At 74.3% G+C, this 18,120-nt stretch carries 15 protein-coding genes; 6 read left to right on the top strand and 9 right to left on the bottom strand.

Annotated elements, in window-relative coordinates; all coding sequences use genetic code 11:
• Positions 1-59: 59 nt before the first annotated feature.
• Positions 60-1,715, top strand: coding sequence for a sensor histidine kinase (locus tag H566_RS27295; RefSeq protein WP_028310826.1), 1,656 nt, complete (start codon positions 60-62; stop codon positions 1,713-1,715).
• A gap of 35 nt (positions 1,716-1,750) precedes the next feature.
• Positions 1,751-3,517, top strand: a complete 1,767-nt coding sequence (locus H566_RS27290; protein WP_051378255.1) for a PAS domain-containing protein — start codon at positions 1,751-1,753, stop codon at positions 3,515-3,517.
• 45 nt (positions 3,518-3,562) lie between these two features.
• On the opposite strand, the gene H566_RS0106630 is transcribed toward H566_RS27290, so the two are convergent.
• The 4 genes from H566_RS0106630 to H566_RS23400 form a co-directional block, all read right to left on the bottom strand.
• On the bottom strand, positions 3,563-4,075 hold the full coding sequence (locus H566_RS0106630) for a DUF421 domain-containing protein (RefSeq protein WP_028310825.1): 513 nt from the start codon (positions 4,073-4,075) through the stop codon (positions 3,563-3,565).
• Positions 4,076-4,185: 110 nt separating this feature from the next.
• Positions 4,186-5,496, bottom strand: a complete 1,311-nt coding sequence (locus tag H566_RS23405) for an MFS transporter (RefSeq protein WP_051378253.1) — start codon at positions 5,494-5,496, stop codon at positions 4,186-4,188.
• Between the two features lie 148 nt (positions 5,497-5,644).
• Positions 5,645-6,997 carry an Nramp family divalent metal transporter gene (locus H566_RS0106620; protein WP_211238052.1) on the bottom strand — a complete coding sequence of 451 codons (1,353 nt, stop codon included), beginning with the start codon at positions 6,995-6,997 and terminating at the stop codon, positions 5,645-5,647.
• Positions 6,998-7,085: 88 nt separating this feature from the next.
• Entirely contained in the window at positions 7,086-8,006 is a 921-nt protein-coding gene (locus H566_RS23400; RefSeq protein ID WP_051378251.1) for a manganese catalase family protein, read from the bottom strand.
• Between the two features lie 204 nt (positions 8,007-8,210).
• On the opposite strand from H566_RS23400, the gene H566_RS23395 reads away from it, so the two are divergent.
• From H566_RS23395 to H566_RS28090, 3 genes are all read left to right on the top strand, one after another.
• Complete coding sequence (locus H566_RS23395; protein WP_084544849.1) at positions 8,211-9,185, top strand: class I SAM-dependent methyltransferase; 975 nt, start codon at positions 8,211-8,213, stop codon at positions 9,183-9,185.
• Between the two features lie 168 nt (positions 9,186-9,353).
• Positions 9,354-9,617 carry a hypothetical protein gene (locus H566_RS0106605; RefSeq protein WP_028310823.1) on the top strand — a complete coding sequence of 88 codons (264 nt, stop codon included), beginning with the start codon at positions 9,354-9,356 and terminating at the stop codon, positions 9,615-9,617.
• Between the two features lie 194 nt (positions 9,618-9,811).
• The gene (locus H566_RS28090; protein WP_084544848.1) at positions 9,812-11,383 is read left to right on the top strand and encodes an alpha/beta fold hydrolase; all 1,572 of its coding nucleotides are present in this window, start codon (positions 9,812-9,814) and stop codon (positions 11,381-11,383) included.
• Between the two features lie 90 nt (positions 11,384-11,473).
• Here H566_RS28090 and H566_RS0106595 read toward each other — a convergent pair whose 3' ends face one another.
• The 3 genes from H566_RS0106595 to H566_RS0106585 form a co-directional block, all read right to left on the bottom strand.
• Positions 11,474-11,998, bottom strand: coding sequence for an STAS domain-containing protein (locus H566_RS0106595; protein ID WP_028310822.1), 525 nt, complete (start codon positions 11,996-11,998; stop codon positions 11,474-11,476).
• A gap of 118 nt (positions 11,999-12,116) precedes the next feature.
• On the bottom strand, positions 12,117-13,295 hold the full coding sequence (locus H566_RS23385) for a PP2C family protein-serine/threonine phosphatase (RefSeq protein WP_051378249.1): 1,179 nt from the start codon (positions 13,293-13,295) through the stop codon (positions 12,117-12,119).
• Positions 13,296-13,420: 125 nt separating this feature from the next.
• Positions 13,421-14,197: a VOC family protein gene (locus H566_RS0106585; protein WP_028310821.1), complete on the bottom strand. Its 777-nt coding sequence runs from the start codon at positions 14,195-14,197 to the stop codon at positions 13,421-13,423.
• A gap of 303 nt (positions 14,198-14,500) precedes the next feature.
• On the opposite strand from H566_RS0106585, the gene otsB reads away from it, so the two are divergent.
• Positions 14,501-15,262 (top strand): trehalose-phosphatase, encoded by a 762-nt coding sequence (otsB, locus tag H566_RS0106580; RefSeq protein WP_028310820.1) that lies wholly within the window; start codon positions 14,501-14,503, stop codon positions 15,260-15,262.
• 68 nt (positions 15,263-15,330) lie between these two features.
• Here the strand turns inward: otsB and H566_RS0106575 are convergent, their stop codons facing one another.
• A complete protein-coding gene (locus H566_RS0106575; protein ID WP_028310819.1) occupies positions 15,331-15,777 on the bottom strand; it encodes a c-type cytochrome in 447 nt (148 codons plus the stop codon).
• 107 nt (positions 15,778-15,884) lie between these two features.
• Positions 15,885-17,972, bottom strand: coding sequence for an FUSC family protein (locus H566_RS0106570; RefSeq protein WP_028310818.1), 2,088 nt, complete (start codon positions 17,970-17,972; stop codon positions 15,885-15,887).
• Positions 17,973-18,120: the final 148 nt, after the last annotated feature.

The following is an 18,120-nucleotide window of genomic DNA, read 5'->3' as shown; positions in this document are numbered from 1 at the left end:
GCCGGCGAACCGGCTGCCGCCCGATCCCGCCGCCGCGCCCGCGCCGCGACCATGGCGTCATGCTGATGCCCGCCCTCACCTCGCCCGAAGTCCAGCGCCTGCGCGCGCTCCACGCCCTCGACCTCCACGATCGGGAACCCGATCCGGTGCTCGATTCGCTCGCCGCGCTGGCCGCCGCCGTGGCGGGCTGCCCGATCGGCGCCGTCACCCTGGTCGACCAGCACCAGATCTGGTTCGCCGCCCACACCGGCGGGCGGCCCGCGCCGCTGCCACGCGAACAGGGCTTCTGCGAGCTGACCATCGACAGCACCGATCTGGTCGAGATCCGCGACACCGCCATCGACGCGCGCTGCGCCAACCCCGCCGGCCACGCCGCCGAGCGGGCTGCCCATGCCGCCGTCGAGCGCGCCGCCGGCGGCCAGGCCGCCGATCCGGCCCACCCGTCGCGTCCGCGCTTCTATGCCGGCATCGCGCTGCGGCTCGGCGGTCATGCGGTCGGCGCGCTCTGCGTGCTGGCGCACGAGCCGCGCGCGCTCGACGCTGCGGCACGCCAGCGGCTGCGCCAGATCGCCCGCACCGCGAGCCTGCATCTGCACGAGCTGCAACGGCTGCGCGAGCTGGAACTGTCGGAACGGCGCCTGCTTGACTTCGCCTGCGCCTCGGGCGACTCGCTGTTCGAGTGCGACGCCAAGCTCGAACTCACCTGGGGCGGCTACGGCAACGTGGGCAGCCACGGCGTGATGCTCGCCACCGGCGACAGCCTCGCCGCCGAGCCGCTGCTCGACGTGTTCGGCGAGCCGCGCGGCGACGGGCTGACGCTCGGCGCGATGCTCGACGGCGGCGGCGCCTTCCGCCAGCTGCGCTTCCTGCGCGGCGGCCGATACGTGGAGCTGTCGGCCATCGCCCTGCCCACGCCCGACGGCCGGCTGCGCGGCTGGCGCGGCGTGGCCCACGACTGCACCGCCACCGTCGAGGCGGCGCGCGCCAGCCGGGCGCAGGAACAGGTGCTACGCGAGGCCGAGACCCGCAACCGCCTGCGCGCCGAGCTGCTGTCGCGCGTCTCGCACGAGCTGCGCACGCCGCTGAGCGCGATGTCGGGCTTCGTCGAGCTGATGCGGAAGGACCCGGTCGATGCGCCGGCGCCGCGCCACCGACCCTGGCTCGACCAGATCGCCAGCGCCGCGCGCCACCTGGGCCGCATCGTCGACGACCTGCTCGGCCTGTCGCGGCTGCACCTGCGTCCGGAGAGCGAACCACGCGCGCCGATGCCGCTGGAGCCGGTGCTGCGCCGCTGCCTCGACCTCGCGCGCGTCGAGGCCGAGCGCCACGGCGCGACGCTGCTGCCGCCCGAACTCGACGCCGGCGCGCGCGTGCTCGCCAACGACCGCGCGGTGGCGCAGGTGGTCATCAACCTGCTGAGCAACGCGATCCGCTTCAACCGCGCCGGCGGCACGGTCAGGCTCAGCCTCACGCGCGCCGCCGGCGCCTGCACGATCGAGGTGGCCGACGACGGCCCCGGCATCGCGCCGGCGCTGCGGCCGCGCCTGTTCCAGCCCTTCGACCGGCTCGGCGCCGAGCACGGCACGGTAGCCGGCACCGGCCTCGGGCTGGTGATCGCGCGCGGCCTGGTCGAGGCCATGAACGGGGCGCTCGACCTCGTCTGGCCCGACGGCGGCGGCACGGTCGCCCGCATCACCCTGCCGGCGGCCGCCTGATGCTCTCGGGTTCACCCCAAGGCGCGAGCGAACACATGGACAGCGGGGGACGCGACCATGCGCGGCGCTCCGGCCTCGGCAACAATGCGGGCCCGGCCTTCACCGATCCGACCATGCGCCCGCCTGCCCGCATTCCGCTTGCCACCTGGCTCGTCGCCGCCGTGTTGTGCACGGTGCTCGGTGCCGTCATCGCCACCACGCTGCTGGTCGAGAGCTTCGCGCGCGCCCATGCCGAGCGCAGCGCCGGCGCGCTGCTCGGCCAGATCGCGCGCGACATGCGCAACGCGCTCGACCGCGGCATGGAACAGCAGCTGGAAGCCGTGCGGCTCGTGGCCACGCTCGACCCGGTGCGCGCCGCCCGCGAGCCGGCCACGATCCGCCGCGTGCTGGAGCAGTTCCAGGACGGCTATCCCACCGCCGCCTGGCTCGGCTTGGCCGACACGCGCGGCAACGTGGTCGCGGCCACGCGCGGCATGCTCGAAGGCCGCGACGTCAGCCGCCGGCCCTGGTTCATCGGCGCGCGCGACGGCGCGTACGCGGGCGACGTCCATCCCGCCGTCATGCTCGAGAAACTGCTGCCCCAGCAGCCCGAGCCCTGGCGCTTCGTCGATCTGGCCGTGCCCGTGAGCACGCCCGACGGCCGCGCCACCGGCGTGCTCGGCCTGCACCTGAGCTGGGGCTGGGCGCGCCAGCTGCGCGACGAACTGCTCGCCGCGCTCGATGCCGGCGGCGGCGTGCAGGTGTGGGTGATCGACCGCGAGGGCGTGGTCATCCTCGGGCCGGCCGGCGCCGAGGGCCAGCGCCTGCCGCCCGAGCAGTACGCGGGCAGCTGGCGCGGCATCGACGGCTTCCTCGTCGAGGACATGGGCGAGGACCGGCGCTACACGGCGGTGGCGCAGTCGGCCGGGCGCGGGCGCTTCGAGTCGCTCGGCTGGCGCGTGCTGGTGCGCCAGCCCGAGTCGGTCGCGCTCGCGGGCTTTCGGGAGTTGCGCACGCAGATCATGGCCACCGGCGTGGCGCTGGCGCTGCTGTTCGGCGCGGTGGCGGCGGCCCTGGCCTGGCGGCTGTCGCGGCCCTTCGGCCAGCTGGCCGACGCGCTCGACGGCAGGCCGGGCGATGCCGAGACCGCGCTGCGACGCTTCGGCGGCTTCCGCGAGGCGCAGCGCCTCACCGCCGCGCTCGAACGCGTGCTGGCGCGCCAGCGTGACCACGAGGCCGGCCTGCGCGCCGACTACGCCTCGCTGGAGCGCGTGGTGGTCGAACGCGAGAGCGAACTGCGCGTGGCCAATTCCGATCTGCTCGAAACGCGCCAGCGCCTGACCGAGATCACCGACAACCTGCCGGTGCTGGTCTTCTACCTCGACCGCGACTGCCGGCTGCGCTCGGCCAACAACACCCTGCGCGACTACACAGGCCTGACGCCGGCCGAAGCCACGGGCCGCCGCTATGCCGAGGTGTTCGGCGAGGACGCCTGGCGCGAGCGCCGGCCGGTGCTCGAGCGCTGCCTCGCCGGCGAGCGCATGCAGGTGCGCGTGCGCCAGATGCGCAATGGCCTCGCGCGCGAGTACGACGCCGTGTTCGTGCCGCACCGCGACGATGGCGACACCGTGACCGGCCTGTACGCGCTCGTGACCGACGTGACGATGACCAGCCTGGGCCGCGGAGGCGACGCCGGTGTCGGGCCGGGTGGTGGCAATGTCGGCGACGGCGCCGCTGTCACGGGCGGCGGCACCGGCACCAACGCTGCCGACGCGCCCGACCGGATCGCCGCGGACAGGTCTCAGATCCAGCCGGCGCCGTGACGCGCGGCGCACCGCCCCCCTGCGCTTCACCTTGCGCCGCGCGCTTCACCCGCGCCGCCCTCGATCGCCGCCGCGCCCGCGCGGCACGACGGTGATCTCGCCATTGCGCTCCAGTACCGCGCTGGCCACCGCCTCGGGGCGCGTGTCGCCGGTGGCCTTGCGGATGGCCTCCTCCAGGTCGGCGCGGGTGATGAGGGCGCGACGCAGGCAGGCCTCGTCGATGCGGCCGTCGCGCACCAGCCAGATCGGCCGCCCCTTGATGAGGGTTTCGAACCAGGTCGAGCGCAGGCTGGCCACGCCGATGAGCCGGTGCAGCACCACCAGCATCGTGCCCGCCGCGATCGTCGGCCAGAACGCCGAGGCGCCGACGATGGCGCGACTCAGCACCGCGCCGATCAGCACCGCCACGCAGGTATCGAAGGCACTGCCCTGACCGAAGGAGCGCCGGCCCGAGATGCGCACCAGCGCGAGCGCCAGCCCGAACACCGCGAGGGCGCGCAGCGACATCTGGAGCGCATCCAGATCCTCGCCGCTGCCCCACCAGTCGATCGCGTCCATCGCCGCAGCTTGCGGCGCCGGCCGAGGGCGCCGGTGTCAGGAAGTGCTACGGCGCGCGGCCGGCTGGCGGCAGCCGTCGTCGCTCGCCGAAGTCACCCGTCTGCGGCCGCTCATGAACGGCCCGCGTGCCGCACGGCGACCAGCGTCGCCAGCGCGAGCAGACCGCAGCCGGCGGCGCCCGTGAGCCAGAAGCCGGCCGGCCCGGCCGCCTCCATCGCCGCCGACACCAGCATCGGCCCGGCACTGCCTCCGGCCGAGAACGCGCACAGCAGCATCGCGGCGGCGGCCACGCGCGTGGCTGACGGAAGGGCGTCGTTGGCATGCGAGACCGCGAGGCCGTAGAAGCTGAAGATCACGGTCGCGTGCAGCAGCGCGACCACGCAGACGGCAAGCGGCGACGCCGCGTCGCCCGCGAGCCGTCCCGGCTTGTCCGCGATCGGCATGCCCGGCGCGGCACCTGCCGTTCCCGCCGCGAGCCAGGCCAGCGCCGCCGCCAGCAGCGCCAGCAGCAGCCCCGCCAGCGCCAGCCAGGCCAGCGCGCGCGGGCGGCCCAGACTATCGGCCAGCCGCGCCGCCGGCCATTGCGTCAGCAGCGCGCCCGCCATCACGAAGCCCATGAAGTTGCTCGACGCCGTGGCCGACAGCCCCAGGCCGCGCAATGCAACCGGTTGCATGCCGTAGAAGCCGCCGAGCAGCACGCCGGCGATTGCGCAGGCCGCGAGCCCGAGCGGCGCCGCGCGCAGCACGATCAGCGGCCCCGCCAGCCCGGCCAGCCGACGCCGCGCAGCGCGCCGCGCGGGCTGCGCCGCCTCGACGCGCGCCCAGGCCCGCAGCGGCAGCAGCGACGTCGAGAACAGCGCGCCCGCGAGCAGGAAGCCGTCGAGTCCGACGCGGCCCGCCGCGCCGAGCAGGAACTGCCCGACCGTCAGTCCGCCATAGGACGAGATCAGGTACAGCGCCACCAGCCGGCCGCGTGCCTCATTGCTCGCGCCCGCGTTCAGCAGGCTCTCGATGCAGGCGTACACGCCGACGATGCTCGCCCCCGCCGCGAGCCGGAGCGCGATCCACGTCGCCTCGGCCTCGCTCGCCAGATGACCGAGCGCGGCGATGGCCGCCGTCACCGCATAGCCGCCGAAGGCCCGGCACTGGCCGAAGCGGTCGATGGCGGCCACCGCGAGCGGCGCGCCAAGCATGAGTCCCGCGAAGTACGCGGCCTGCACCCGGCCGATGCGCGCCATGCCCGCGCCGAGCGCATCCATCGCAAGCGAGACATGGGTGCCGAGCACGCCATTGGCGATGCTGAGCAGGAAGAAGGCGAGCAGCGGCGCGACGAGCGCGGGCGGCAGGCCGAGCGGCCCGACGGCGGAGGTCGCGGCCGGCGCGGGCGCGGCGGCGGGAGCGGAGGATTCGTAGGGAGGCACGGCTCGAAGCGGCTGGGAGGAGCCGCCGGCCGGCGGCTCCGCGCACGGGGCGCCCCGGCAATGCTGGCCGCGCGCCCGCGCCATGCCATCCCCGCCGCGACATCGGCCAGCCGTTTTGCGACGTGAATCCCGCCATCGCGCAGGGGCTTCAGCCGCCCAGCCAGTCCGCCGCCATCCGCCCGAGCATCCAGAGGTTGAGCGTCACGATCAGCGCGCCGATCAGCGCCGTGAGCGCACTGAGCCAGCGCGGATTTGCAAGCGCTCCCATCAGCCGCCGGTCGTGCGTGAAGCGCAGCAGCGGCCAGATCGCAAATGGCAGTTGCAGGCTCAGCAGCACCTGGCTCAGCACCAGCAGCCGGCCGGTCGCGCCGGGGCTGCCGTCGAGCGCGACGAACAGCGCCGGCACGATCGCGATGCCGCGCGTCAGCAGCCGCCGCGCCCAGGGCCGCAGCCGCATCCGCACGAAGCCCTCCATCACCACCTGGCCGGCGAGCGTCGCCGTGACGACCGAGCTTTGGCCCGACAGCAGCAGCGCGAGGCCGAACACCACGCTCGCGAGCGCGCTGCCGAGCAGCGGCGACAGCAGCTCGTGCGCCTGCTCGATGCCATCCACCTCGGGATGCCCGCCGTCGTGGAAGACCGAGGCGGCGAGCACCAGCAGCGCCGCGTTCACCATGAAGGCGAAAGCGAGCGCGAAGCCCGCGTCCCAGGCCGCGAAGCGCGCCGCCTCGCGCTTGCCGGCGTCGTCGCGGCCGTGGCGGCGCGTCTGCACGATGGCCGAATGCAGGTAGAGGTTGTGCGGCATGACGGTGGCGCCGACGATCCCGATCGCGAGCCAGAGCTGGTCGGCGTCGAAGGCCAGCGGTTGCGGCAGCAGCCCGCCGAGTACCGCCGAGACTTCGGGCCGCGCGAGCATCAGGTTGATGCCCATGCAGCCGAACACCAGCAGCGCCAGCGTCGCGATGAAGGCTTCCAGCCGCCGGAAGCCGTGCTGCTGCAACCAGAGCAGCAGGAAGGTGTCGAGCGCGCTCAGCAGCACGCCAGCCGCGAGCGGCAGGCCGAACAGCAGGTTGAGCGCGATCGCGGTGCCGAGCACCTCTGCGAGGTCGCAGGCGCAGATCGCCAGTTCGCACAGCAGCCATTGCGCGACGGCCGAGCGACTGCTCGCGCGTTCGCGCGTGAGCTGGGCAAGGTCGCGCCCGGTGGCGATGCCGAGCCGCGCGGCCAGTACCTGCAGCACCACCGCCATCAGGCTCGACAGCAGCACCACCCACAGCAGCGAATAGCCGTGGCGCGCGCCCGCCGCGATGCCGGTCGCCCAGTTGCCCGGGTCCATGTAGCCGATGGACACGAGCGCGCCCGGCCCGGCAAAGGCCAGCGCGCGGCGCCAGACGGGCACGCCGCTGGGCACCGCGACGCTGCGGTTGACTTCGGCGAGGCTCGGGCCGAAGCCCGCCGCGTCGGCGGTGGCGGCGATGCCGTCGTCGGGCGGCGGGCTCACGGGGTGGCCCGGTTGCGGACGACAGGCGGCGGGCGCCGTTCACCGCATGGCGGCGGACGGTGGCGGGCGGCGGCAGGCACGGCCCGCGTCAGGCGATGGACTTGGGCGTGGTGATGGTCGCCGGGTCGGCGGCCTCGACGCCGGTCGCGCCCAGCTCGGCGCCCGTCACCGGGTCGGAGGCGGGGTCGGATTGCGTGCGCGCGGCGAGCTGCTCGACATTGGCCATTTCCTCGGCGTCCAGCTTGACCGCCGGCAGGCCGTCGCCGCCGTCCACCGCCGCCTGCCGTTCGCGCTCGCGCACGACGTTCCACTGGTCGTCGCGGTTCCACGGGCCTTCGCGCATGCCTTCGCCCTGACTCATCTTGAAATAGACGCTCGTGAAGCGCTCGTCGCCGGGCAGCTTGCCGGGCGGGAAGTTGGGCTCGATCGCGTACAGCGCCTTCTCGAAGGACTTCTGGTGCGCGATCTCGCGCGTCATCAGGAAGCCGAGGGCTTCCTTCACGCCGGGGTCGTCGGTGAGATTGATGAGGCGCTCGTAGATGATCTTGGCGCGCGCCTCGGCGGCGATGTTCGAGCGCAGGTCGGCCGTGGGTTCGCCGATGGTGTCGATGTAGGCCGAGGTCCAGGGCACGCCGGCCGAGTTGATGAGCGGCGCACCGGCGCCGTAGAGCACCTGCGTCGTGTGGCTGTCGTTGCCGGCGCCGTGGATCTTCCGGTACAGCTCGGCCTCGCTCGACGTGGCCTCGGCCAGCTCGCCCTTGGCGCCCTTGTTGAGCATCGCGACCATGCTGCCGATCACTTCGAGGTGGCTCAGCTCCTCGGTCGCGATGTCGAGCAGCATGTCCTTGCGGCCCGGATCGTCCTCGGCGAGCGCCTGGGTGAAGTAGCGGCAGGCGGCGGCCAGTTCGCCCTGCGGCCCGCCGAACTGTTCGAGCAGCAGATTGGCGAGGCCGGGGTTGGTCTCGCTCACGCGGACCGTGTATTGCAGGCGCTTGTTGTGGGCAAACATGGACAGTCTCCTCGATGCTGGCTGCGCACGGTCGCGGCGTCACGCTGGCCATGGGCGGTTCCGCCGCAAGCTCACGGCGTGCTTCCATGCTGGGCGGGACGGCGCGCCCGCCGCGTCAGGTTGCGGCGGGGGCGCCTGTCGGACGGAAACGAGGCGGCGCGTCGGCGGCATCGGCGCGGCGGCAATGCGGACACGGGAGACAGCATGGAAAGCGGCGATCGGCGCGATGGCGCGGCAAGACGGGCATGGCTCGCGACGGCGGCCGGCGCGCTCGGCGGCATGGCGGCGCGCGGCGTGGTCGCCGGCCTCGGCAGCGCGATGACGACCGGCGGCGCGGGCGCGGCCTTGACGGCGGGCGGACTGGCCGGCCTTGGGCTCGGCGGCTGCGCCACGACCGGTACGACGGGCGATGCCGGCGTCACGCCCGATGCCGCCGCCATCGACCCCGCGCTCCAGGCCGCGATCGACTCGCCGCTGCGCACCCCCGCCAACCGCGCCCGCGACGGCGCGCGCCATCCGGCGCAGACGCTGGCCTTCTTCGGCCTGCGCGCCGACCAGACCGTGGTCGAACTCTGGCCCGGCGGCGGCATGTGGTGGACCGAAATCCTCGCGCCCTGGCTCGCGCCGCGCGGGCGCTACATCGCCGCGTTGCCGCCGGCCGAATTCCCGGGCGAGAACTTCGCGCGCGCCCGGCCGGCCTTCGAGGCGAAGCTCGCGGCCGACCCGGCGCGCTTCGGCCGGGTGGAGCTCGCGCAGTTCGACGCGCTCGATCCGGCCTTCGTCGCGCCCGGCAGCGCCGACGCGGTGCTGAGCTTTCGCAATCTGCACAACTGGATCGTGGCCGGGCGCGGCGAGAGCGCCTTGCGCGCGATCGCGGCGGCGCTGCGGCCGGGCGGCGTGTTCGGCATCGAGGATCACCGCGCCGCGCCCGGCGCCTCGGCCGAGGCGGCGCTCGCGGCCGGCTATGTGCGCGAGGCCGACGTCATCGCGCTGGCCGAAGCCGCCGGGCTGAGGCTCGCAGCGCGCTCCGAGATCAACGCCAATCCGCGCGACGGCAAGGACCATCCGGCTGGCGTCTGGACCCTGCCGCCCACCTTCCGCCTCGGCGAAACCGACCGTGCGAAGTACGCGGCCATCGGCGAAAGCGACCGCTTCACGCTGCGCTTTGTGAAGGCCTGAGGCACGCGCACCGGCTTGCGGGCGCCGGCCGGCGCCGCCCTCCGGCGACAAATGCGTCCCGCACTGCAACACCCTGTCCCGCGAGCATTCACCGTTGTGTCATGACGACACTGGCATGTGATTTGTTGATCGCCATCAATCCTCACAAGAACAAGGACTGGCAGCGAAATGCAGCAAATCCCCGATGACCCGATCGCCCGGCGGAAAGCGCTCACCGATTTCACGCGCGCCATCGCCGACTGCCAGCCCGACACCCGCCAGCTGATCGCGCTGTTCGCGGCGCGGGTGGACCAGACCATTGCCGCGCTCCAGAAGGCCGGCAATCCCTTCGACATGATCCATTCCTACGAGCATGCGGCGGCCCAGATCGCCGGTTGCCTCGTCATTAGCACCAGCGCCGGGCATCAGCCAGATATCGGCGAACTCGGCTGAACCGGGCACGGCCGGTGGCCGCGCATGCCCCGCGCGCATGCCCGGTTACGTGCCGAATGCAATTGCTACCCGCCGCCCGTGCTCCGGCTGCCAGCCTTGCCTGAGCAGTCCCGGCGGCACGTGCCTTGCCGCCGGCCTCATGACGATGCGCGGCGCCCGCTCCGGCGCGCCGCGCCGCCCACCGGAGCCTGCCCATGAGCCGTCGCGCCCTGCCCCCGTCTTCTTCAGCACCTCCGTCGGCGCCCGCCGACGCCGGGCGTCCCGGCTTTGCCGCGCGCCATCCTGCCCTCGTCGGCGGCGCACTCGCTGCGGCGGCCACCGCGCTGTGGGTCGGCGCGCGCGCGCGCCGCGCCGAACGCGAGAACCCGCCGATCGGCGACTTCATCGACATCGACGGCGTGAAGCTGCACTACGTGGAGCGCGGCAGCGGGCCGGCCGTGGTGCTGCTCCACGGCAACACGGTGCTGCTGCAGGACTTCATCGCCAGCGGTCTCGTGAGCCGGCTGTGCCGCGACCACCGGGTGATCGCCTTCGACCGTCCGGGTTTCGGCCACAGCGAGCGGCCGCGCGACCGTGTCTGGAGCATGCAGGCGCAGGCCGAACTGCTGATGCGCGCCTGCCGGGCGCTCGGCCTGGAGCAACCGCTCGTCGTCGGACATTCGCTCGGCGCGCTGGTGGCGCTGTCGATGGCGCTCGACCATCAGGCCGAGGTGGGCGGGCTGGTGCTGGTGTCCGGCTACTACTACCCGACGCCGCGCCTCGACGCCGCGCTCACCCTGCCGACCGCCCTGCCCCTGATCGGCGACGTGCTGCGCTACACGGTGTCACCGCTGGCGGCGCGTGCCGGGCTGGGCGGGACGATGGCGGCGATGTTCGCGCCTCTGCCGGTGCCCGACCATTTCTACGGGCCGGTGGCGCGCGAGCTGATGCTGCGGCCGTCGCAGCTGCGCGCGGTGGCCGAGGACGGCAGCGGCATGGTCGCGGCGGCGGGCCAGCTGTCGTCGCGGCTGCCCGAACTGATCCTGCCGGTGACGCTCGTGGCCGGCGCCGAAGACGGCCTGATCGATCCCCAGGCGCAGACCGTGCGGCTGCACCGCGAGTTGCCGCAGAGCCGGCTGCTGCTGCTGCCCGGCGTCGGCCACATGGCGCATCACGCGGCGGTGGGCGATCTGGTCGATCTCATCGACGCGATGACGCCGGGCCTGGCACGGCGCGGGCGCGGCGCGACGGCCGGCAGGCTCGCGGGCCTGGCTGCCACCGTCACCGCCACGGGTGACCGGACCGCCGACGCGGTCGCCGCGCTGGCCGACGCCGCCATCGCCGACGCGGCGGGCGGCGATGCGCCTGATCGGAATGCGGCGGACCCGGAGGTGGCCAGCCAGGAAGCGGCCTGGAACGCAACCGCGCCGCAGGGCGACGATCTGGTGGTCACCGCTGCCGATGTGTCCGATTCGGGCACGGCGATCATCGGCACGCCGGACGTCGGCTCCACTCTCCCCGCTGACGCCGCGCCTGAGGACGGCACGCCGCCGGCCGCTGTCATCGCCAAGCTCGCCACCACCGACGACCTCGCCTTCCCCGGCGACCTCGGCGCGCCTCCCCTGACCACGACGGCCACCGCCGAATCCGCCGTCCACCCTGCCCATCCCGCCGAGGCCGACATCGGCGACACCACGAGCGGTGACGAGGCAGCGGAAGACGATCCCGCGAGCGGCGCTGTCAACGGCCGGCCGCGCGGCCGGCGGCATCTGCTCGACGAGATCTGAACCGCGCCCGGACCACGCCGGCGATGCTCCGGCCGCGGATGCCCTGAACGCCGCCTGCGCGCGGCCAGGTCGCGTGTCGGGCGGGGCGCGTCAGCCCCGCCCCAGCTCCTGCTCCAGCGCCTCGACCACGCTGCGGAACATCTCGCGGTTGGCCGCGTTCATGCGGCCGAGCGTGCGGTGGGCTTCGAGGATGACGCGTGCGGTCTCGGCATCGGCCTCGTCGTCGGGCGCGGGGATGGGCGCGGCGGCATCCGGGGCGGCCGGCGAGCCGTCGCAGCGCAGGAAGCATTCGTCGAGGCAGATGCTTTCGAGCAGCGCGTTGATGTCGGCGTCGGGTGAGACCAGCAGCGGCTTGCGGCCGTCGCGCGCCTCCAGCTCCGACGCGAGCCGCGCGAGCAGGCCGAGCATCGTGCTGTCGATGCCGGTCGCCGCGCCGAGGTCGACGATCACGCGCGTCACGCCGGCGTCGGCCAGCAGCGTGTCGATGAAGCGGTCGAAGGCGCGGCCGTGGGTGTGGCGCAGATCGCCCGCGAGGCGGATGACGACCGTGCCTCCCTCGCGCGCATGCGTGAGACTGGTGGCGACGCGGGTCGAAGCGATGCTGGTGGCGTTCATGTTGCAAACCTTTGCAAGACCGGGACGGATGAGCGGCCCGGACGGGCTATCGGAGGCGGCGACGGGCGCGCGACCCTGCCCGCGCGGCCCGCGTCGGCGGCAACCGCGCGCGCGGCGCTCATGCCGGCTCCAGCCGCCGCAGCGCAAGGATGCTCACGTCGTCGGGCGGCGCACGATCGGTAACGAGATGGAGCGCGTCGGCGATGCCGTGGGCGTCGGTGTCGGCATGGCTGGCGCAGGCGCGCAGGTGGTCGCGCTTGGACGTGAGGTCGGGCTCGGGCAGGGTTTCGAGGATGCCGTCGGAAAACATCGACAGCGCGAACACCGGCGTGAGCGGCAAGCGCTGGTTGCGCCAGCTGCGCCCCCTGAACAGCCCCACGGGCGGACTCTTGCCGCCGATCTCGCGCACCTCGCTGCCGTCGAAGGCGAGCGGGAACGGGAACTGGCCACCGTTGGCGTAGGTGAGTTCGCCGGCGGCCGAATCGACCACGCCGTAGAACATCGTCAGGTACTTGCCGTGGCGGCCCTCGACGATCTCGCGGTTGAGATGGGCGAGCGTGGCGGCGGGGTCGAGCAGCGTGTCGTCGCCGTAGAGCCGGTGGCGCTCGGCCAGGCGCGCCATCTGGCTCTTGAGCAGCACGGTCACGAAGGCCGACGACACGCCATGTCCCGACACGTCGGCGATGTAGAAGCCGAAGCGCCGCTCGTCGATGGCGAAGTAGTCGACGAAGTCGCCGCTGAGGATGGCCGAGGTCACGAGGTGCCACGAGCATTCATAGCCGTCGATGACGAGGCGCTCGCGCGGCAGCAGCGTGAACTGGATGTGGCGGCCGGCGTTCTCGTCGTCCTCCAGCGCGCGCAGGCTGGCTTCGAGCTGGCGGTTGGCGGTCTCCAGATGCTCGCGTACCCGCTGGTTCTCGGCGCGCAGTCGGGCGCGTTCGACCGCGCCGTCGATGGCGTGGGCGAGCACGGCCGGCTCGGGCAGCGGCTTGGTGACGTAGTCCCAGGCACCGTGGCGCAGGGCGCGCACCGCGTCGGCGATGTCGCCCACGCCGCTCACGACGATGACGGGCAGTTCAGGATGGTCGTGCGCGAGCCGGGCGATCACGCCGTAGCCGTCGAGGCCGGGCATGTAGAGGTCGCACAGCACGAGATCGGGCTGGAAGCGCTTGCAGGCGTCCAGGCCGCTCACGCCGTCGGGTGCGGCCTCGGCCGCGTGACCGAGAGCCTCGACCTGTGCGGCGAGCACGCGCCGGACGATCGGGTCGTCGTCGATGATGAGGATGCGCCTTCGCATGCGCCCTCCCTGATGCGGTCGCGCGCCCGGATGGCGCGCGTCGGGCGATGTTCCGCGCGCCGCCCGCCGGCCGCAATCGGACGACGGACGGGGTTTGCCCGGGGGCCGGGTCCAGGCGGCAGCGCTCAGCCGGCAGCGCGCATGCCCACGAGCGCGAACAGCACGCCCTGCGGATCCAGCGCCTGCACGATCCAGGCGCCGCCGGGCACGGGCATCGGGCCGTTGAGCAGCGTGCCGCCCGCCTCGCGGAGCGCGGTGACGGCGGCGTCGATGTCGGCGACCGCGAAGTAGAACAGCCAGAACGGGATCGGCAGGTGGGCCGGCTTGGTCATGACGCCACCCAGGGCGAGGCCGTCGACCTCGAACAGCTGGTAGACGCCCATCGGCCCCATGTCGATGGCCTCGCCGCGCGTCCAGCCGTACTGCGCGGCGTAGAAGTCGAAGGCGGACGGGCCGTCCACCGCCTGCAGCTCGCGCCAGCCGATGCTGCCGGGCGTCATCGGCGGCAGCGGCGCGCTGTCGGCGCAGGCGGGCGCGGGCTGGTAGAGCGAATAGGCCGCGCCCTGGGGGTCGGCCACGACGGCGAGCCGGCCGACCTCGGGGATGTCCCAGGCCGGGCGCCACACCTTGCCGCCGGCCGCGACTAGGCGGGCGACGGCGGCGTCGATGTCGGGCGTGCCGAGGTGGCCCATCCAGCACGGTCGCGCGCCGAGCGCGGCGGCCTCGGCGGGCAGCCGCATGAGGCCGGCGACCGCATGCTCGCCGACCGACAGGTGGGTGTAGTCCACATCGGTCAGCGCCGACGGGGTGGCGGTCCAGCCGAGCACGCGGCCGTAGAAGGCCGCGGCGGCGGCGGTGTCGGTGGTGAGCAGTTCGTACCAGACGAAGACTTGGGCGGACATGACGCGGCTCCTGGGGATGAGGGGACGGGCTGACGGCGGCGGCGGCGGCGGCGGTCGGCGGTCGGCGGTCGGCGGTCGGCGGTCGGCGGTCGGCGGTCGGCGGTCGGCGGCAGCATGGCCGGCGCGGCGGGCGTGACGATGACGCCCTCATGCTGCACCCGCACGGCATGTAACGAAACCGACCGTCACAGGCGCCGGGCGCGGGCCGGCGCTACCGTCGGCTCATCCAACCCGCTCCGGCAAGCGTGCCGACGGGCCGCCGTCCCGGCGCCCGGGCCGCGCGGCCGGCCAAGGCCAACGACGATGAAGCATCTCTTTTCCCCCGAAGGCGAGGCCGCGCTCGCCGACCTGCTCCGCCTGCAACCCCTGCTCGCCTTCGATTTCGACGGCACGCTCGCGCCGATCGTGGCGCGGCCGGAAGACGCGCGCGTTGCGCCCGCCGTGTCGCGCCGGCTCGCGCGGCTGACCGAGCGCTGGCCGGTCGCGGTCGTGACCGGCCGCCAGCTCGCCGACGTGCGCGACCGGCTTGGCTTCGAGCCCGGCTGCATCGTCGGCAACCACGGCGCCGAGAACCTCGGCGATCCGGCCGCCGCCGAGCGCCTGAGCCGTGCCCTCGACGGCGCGCGCGACCTGCTGGCCGCCCAGGGCGCGGCGCTGGCCGCCGCCGGCGTGAGCGTGGAGGACAAGGGCCAGTCGCTCGCCCTGCACTACCGGCTCGCGCGCGACCGCGACCGGGCGCGCATCGAGATCGAATCGCTGCTGGCGCGCACCGGACCGGAGCTGCGCAGCTTCGGCGGCAAGCTGGTGTTCAACCTCGTCGCCGCCGACGCGCCCGACAAGGCCAGTGCGGTGCATGCACTGGTGCGCGCGACCGGCGCCGGCGCGGCGCTGTTCGCGGGTGACGACCTGAACGACGAGCCGGTGTTCGCCGCCGCCGAGCCGCACTGGCTCACGATCAAGGTCGGGCATGACGAGGCCGCCACCGGCGCGCGCTTCTTTCTCGACAGCCCGGCGGAGATGCCGCGTCTGCTCGACCGCATCCTCGCGGTGCTCGACGCGGGCTGAGCGCGGCGGTGGGCCGGGCGCGCCGCCCGCCCCGCGCATGCCGGCCATGCAGCCGGCCGGCGCGCCTCTTACTTGTTCTTGAACGCCGTGTGGCAGCGCTCGCAGGTGTCCTCGACCTTGCGGTAGGCGGCGAGCGCGCGGTCGCGGCCGGGGTCGGCGCCGAGCTGGCTCAGTTCCCAGCTCGCGTCCAGAAATTCCTTCTTCGCGGCCTCGAAGGCTTCGGGCTGGCTCCAGATCTCGGGCCTGGCGCGGCTGGGCGGATAGAGGGTGTCGGCGCCGAAGTACTGCCAGGGCGCCTCGCGCTTCGCCATGAAGTCGGCCAGCAGCTGCTGGTACTTGGTCGCGTCGTAGGCCTTGGTGCGCAGCATCACGCCGATCGGCTCGGAGGTCTTGAGCAGTTCGCGGAAGGCCTGGCGGCGATGGGTGACGGGCTGGCCGGGATGCGTGTCCTCGGGTTCGCCGCAGGCGACGAGCAGCGGCAGGGCAAGTAGGGCGACGGCGAGGGGCTTGAACATGGGCTCGGGTGAATCGTGGATGCGGGACGACGGCCGCCGGCGGCGGCGCGGGCGCATCTTGCCCGACGCAGGCTTTCGGGCTGGCGCGGGCCGATGGCGGACGGCCGTCAGCCGCGCCGCGTCACCACCGGCGCCGCCTCGGCCAGGGCGGCGGCGCCGTCGAGCAGCAGCGGCGTGGCGGGCGTGAGCCGGTGGCTGTCGGCGATGGCGCGCAGCATCGCGGCGACCTCGTCCGGCCGACCGGCGAGACCGCGCAGCTCCGACAGCGCGCGCGCCGCCTGCTGGCGCGCGAGCGGGTCCATGTCGGCGTCGGCCGCGATCGCGCGCAGGCCGACGATGGCGTGGCCGAGGTTAAGCGCGCCGAGCAGCGCGAGCGGCGCCGGCCGGGCGCGCGCCAGATGCAGCGCCAGCCTCAGCACCTGACGCGTGGCGCGCGCGCCCCAGTCGCCGGCGTCGGTGCCTGGGCGCAGGCGCGGCAGCAGGCGCAGCAGGTCGCGGCCGAGATGGCGCGCGGCACGGTCGGCGTCGCGCTCGCCGGCGCCCGGCAGCAGCAGAAAGCCGCCGCAGACGAGCGCGGCGGCCAGCACCAGCGCCGCGCCGCCTTCGAGGATCTCGGCCGCGCCGGCGGCCGGCATGCCGGCCTGGCTCGCGAGCAGGAAGCACATGTTGGCGTCGAGCGCAGGCAGCGCGAAGCGGCGGCTCGCGCGCGCCAGCCCGCCCGCGAGCAAGAAGGGCGCGAGCGTGAGCAGCAGCGCCGCCGTGCCGCCGATGATTGGCTGCACGCCGAAGCGGTAGCCGATCGCCACCACCACGCCCGCGAGCACGCCCGGGAACATGACGCGGGCGATGCGACGCGGCTCGGGCAGGCTGCCGAGCACCATCGAGAAGATGCACACGCCGAGCGCGCACAGCTCGCCGGCCGGCCAGCCCGAGGCGAACGCGGCGCAGGCGGCGGCGAAGGTGGCGAGGCCCGACACGAATGCCGCGCGCCGGCCGCGCGACCAGTCGCGGTGGGCGGCGATGCGCAGCGCGCGCGGGCCGAAGCTGCGCGGACCACCGTCGTCGGCCTCGGCGAACAGCGCGTCCTCGGCAGCGACGAGCTGGATCGCGGTGGCGTCGAAGCGCTCGCGCAAGGGGTCGGCGGGTGCCGGCGCGGGCAGGTGCCAGCTCGATCGCGCGACGGGGGCGGCGCGCGTCCGGGCGTCATCGCCAAGGGCGGCGTGCGCGGCGATCGCGCTCCGGCCAGTCGTCGGCGCGCGGTCGGGGTCGGCGCCGTCGCTGGGCGCGGTCTCGTCCGCGGCGGCGCCGGGAACGGACCGCGCGCCGAGCCGCGCCGCCACGCGTCGCAGTGCGTCGGGCAGATCGGCCGGCACGGCTTCGCCGCGCGCGCGCCGCTCGCCGAGGGCGCGGCTGGCCGCGAGCAGGCCGAGCGCGGCGGCGGTCAGCGCCTCGACGTAATGCAGGCGGCGGTAGCCGCGCGCCGAGCCGGCCGCGAACAGCCGCGCATTGGCGTCGATGTCGGCGAGGCGGGCGAGCAGATCGGACTCGACCGGCGTGGCGGCACCACTCGCCTCGGCCGGCGCTGCGCCGGCCACGCGGGCCGCATGCGCGGCGACATCGGCGCAGAGCCGGCGCACGCGGCGGTAGAAGTCGTCGCGTGCCGCCTCGGGCGTGAACAGGCCGGTCACGATCGTCACCACCACCACGCCGATCAGCGTGCATTCGACGCGGGCCAGCGCCAGATCGAGCGTGTGGCTCGGCACGAGCACGGTCGGCAGCACCACGACCGCCGCCGTCATGCCGGTGAGCAGTGCGCCATAGGCACCGAGGCCGCGCAGCGTGTGCACGGTAAGCGCGCTCGCGCCAACCACCGCGCCCAGCAGCGCGAAGGCGATCCATGGCCCGGTCGGCAGCGCGAGGATGGCGATGCCGAGCGCCGCGCCCAGCAGCGTGCCGAGCACGCGGAACACGCCGCGCTCGAACAGCAGTCCGCGCAGCGGCTGGGCCACGACCCACACCGGCATCGCCGCCCAGTAGGCGTTCGGAACCTCCAGCACCGCCGCGATGCCGAAGGCGATCCAGGCCGCGAGGAACAGCCGCAGGCCATGCATCAGTCCCGCGCGGTCGAGTCCGCACCAGTCGCCGACACGGGCGAGCGCTTGCGACAGGAACGGACGGGGCGGAACGGCGGACATCGGGCGTAAGGGGAATGGGGGCGGCGCATGTTACCGACGCCCGCCCGCCATTGCTGCAACGCAACGAAGCCGGACGGCCGCGGATGCGCGATCAACGGACGCGCGGGCGCGAAAACCGCACGAAAGGCGGGATTCGCCTGCGCGCCAG

This window comes from Derxia gummosa DSM 723 (genome assembly GCF_000482785.1).
Lineage (GTDB): Bacteria > Pseudomonadota > Gammaproteobacteria > Burkholderiales > Burkholderiaceae_E > Derxia > Derxia gummosa.
Note: the sequence above shows the minus strand (reverse complement) of the source record. Positions and strands in the feature narration are given on the sequence as shown.

Excerpts from the sequence above, each read along its gene's own strand:
- H566_RS0106575 (WP_028310819.1), bottom strand. The coding sequence starts at position 15,777 with ATGTTCAAGCCCCTCGCCGTCGCCCTACTTGCCCTGCCGCTGCTCGTC.
- otsB (WP_028310820.1), top strand. The coding sequence starts at position 14,501 with ATGAAGCATCTCTTTTCCCCCGAAGGCGAGGCCGCGCTCGCCGACCTG.
- H566_RS0106585 (WP_028310821.1), bottom strand. The coding sequence starts at position 14,197 with ATGTCCGCCCAAGTCTTCGTCTGGTACGAACTGCTCACCACCGACACC.
- H566_RS23400 (WP_051378251.1), bottom strand. The coding sequence starts at position 8,006 with ATGTTTGCCCACAACAAGCGCCTGCAATACACGGTCCGCGTGAGCGAG.
- H566_RS0106595 (WP_028310822.1), bottom strand. The coding sequence starts at position 11,998 with ATGAACGCCACCAGCATCGCTTCGACCCGCGTCGCCACCAGTCTCACG.
- H566_RS0106605 (WP_028310823.1), top strand. The coding sequence starts at position 9,354 with ATGCAGCAAATCCCCGATGACCCGATCGCCCGGCGGAAAGCGCTCACC.
- H566_RS0106630 (WP_028310825.1), bottom strand. The coding sequence starts at position 4,075 with ATGGACGCGATCGACTGGTGGGGCAGCGGCGAGGATCTGGATGCGCTC.
- H566_RS23395 (WP_084544849.1), top strand. The coding sequence starts at position 8,211 with ATGGAAAGCGGCGATCGGCGCGATGGCGCGGCAAGACGGGCATGGCTC.
- H566_RS0106570 (WP_028310818.1), bottom strand. The coding sequence starts at position 17,972 with ATGTCCGCCGTTCCGCCCCGTCCGTTCCTGTCGCAAGCGCTCGCCCGT.
- H566_RS28090 (WP_084544848.1), top strand. The coding sequence starts at position 9,812 with ATGAGCCGTCGCGCCCTGCCCCCGTCTTCTTCAGCACCTCCGTCGGCG.
- H566_RS23385 (WP_051378249.1), bottom strand. The coding sequence starts at position 13,295 with ATGCGAAGGCGCATCCTCATCATCGACGACGACCCGATCGTCCGGCGC.
- H566_RS27295 (WP_028310826.1), top strand. The coding sequence starts at position 60 with ATGCTGATGCCCGCCCTCACCTCGCCCGAAGTCCAGCGCCTGCGCGCG.
- H566_RS27290 (WP_051378255.1), top strand. The coding sequence starts at position 1,751 with ATGGACAGCGGGGGACGCGACCATGCGCGGCGCTCCGGCCTCGGCAAC.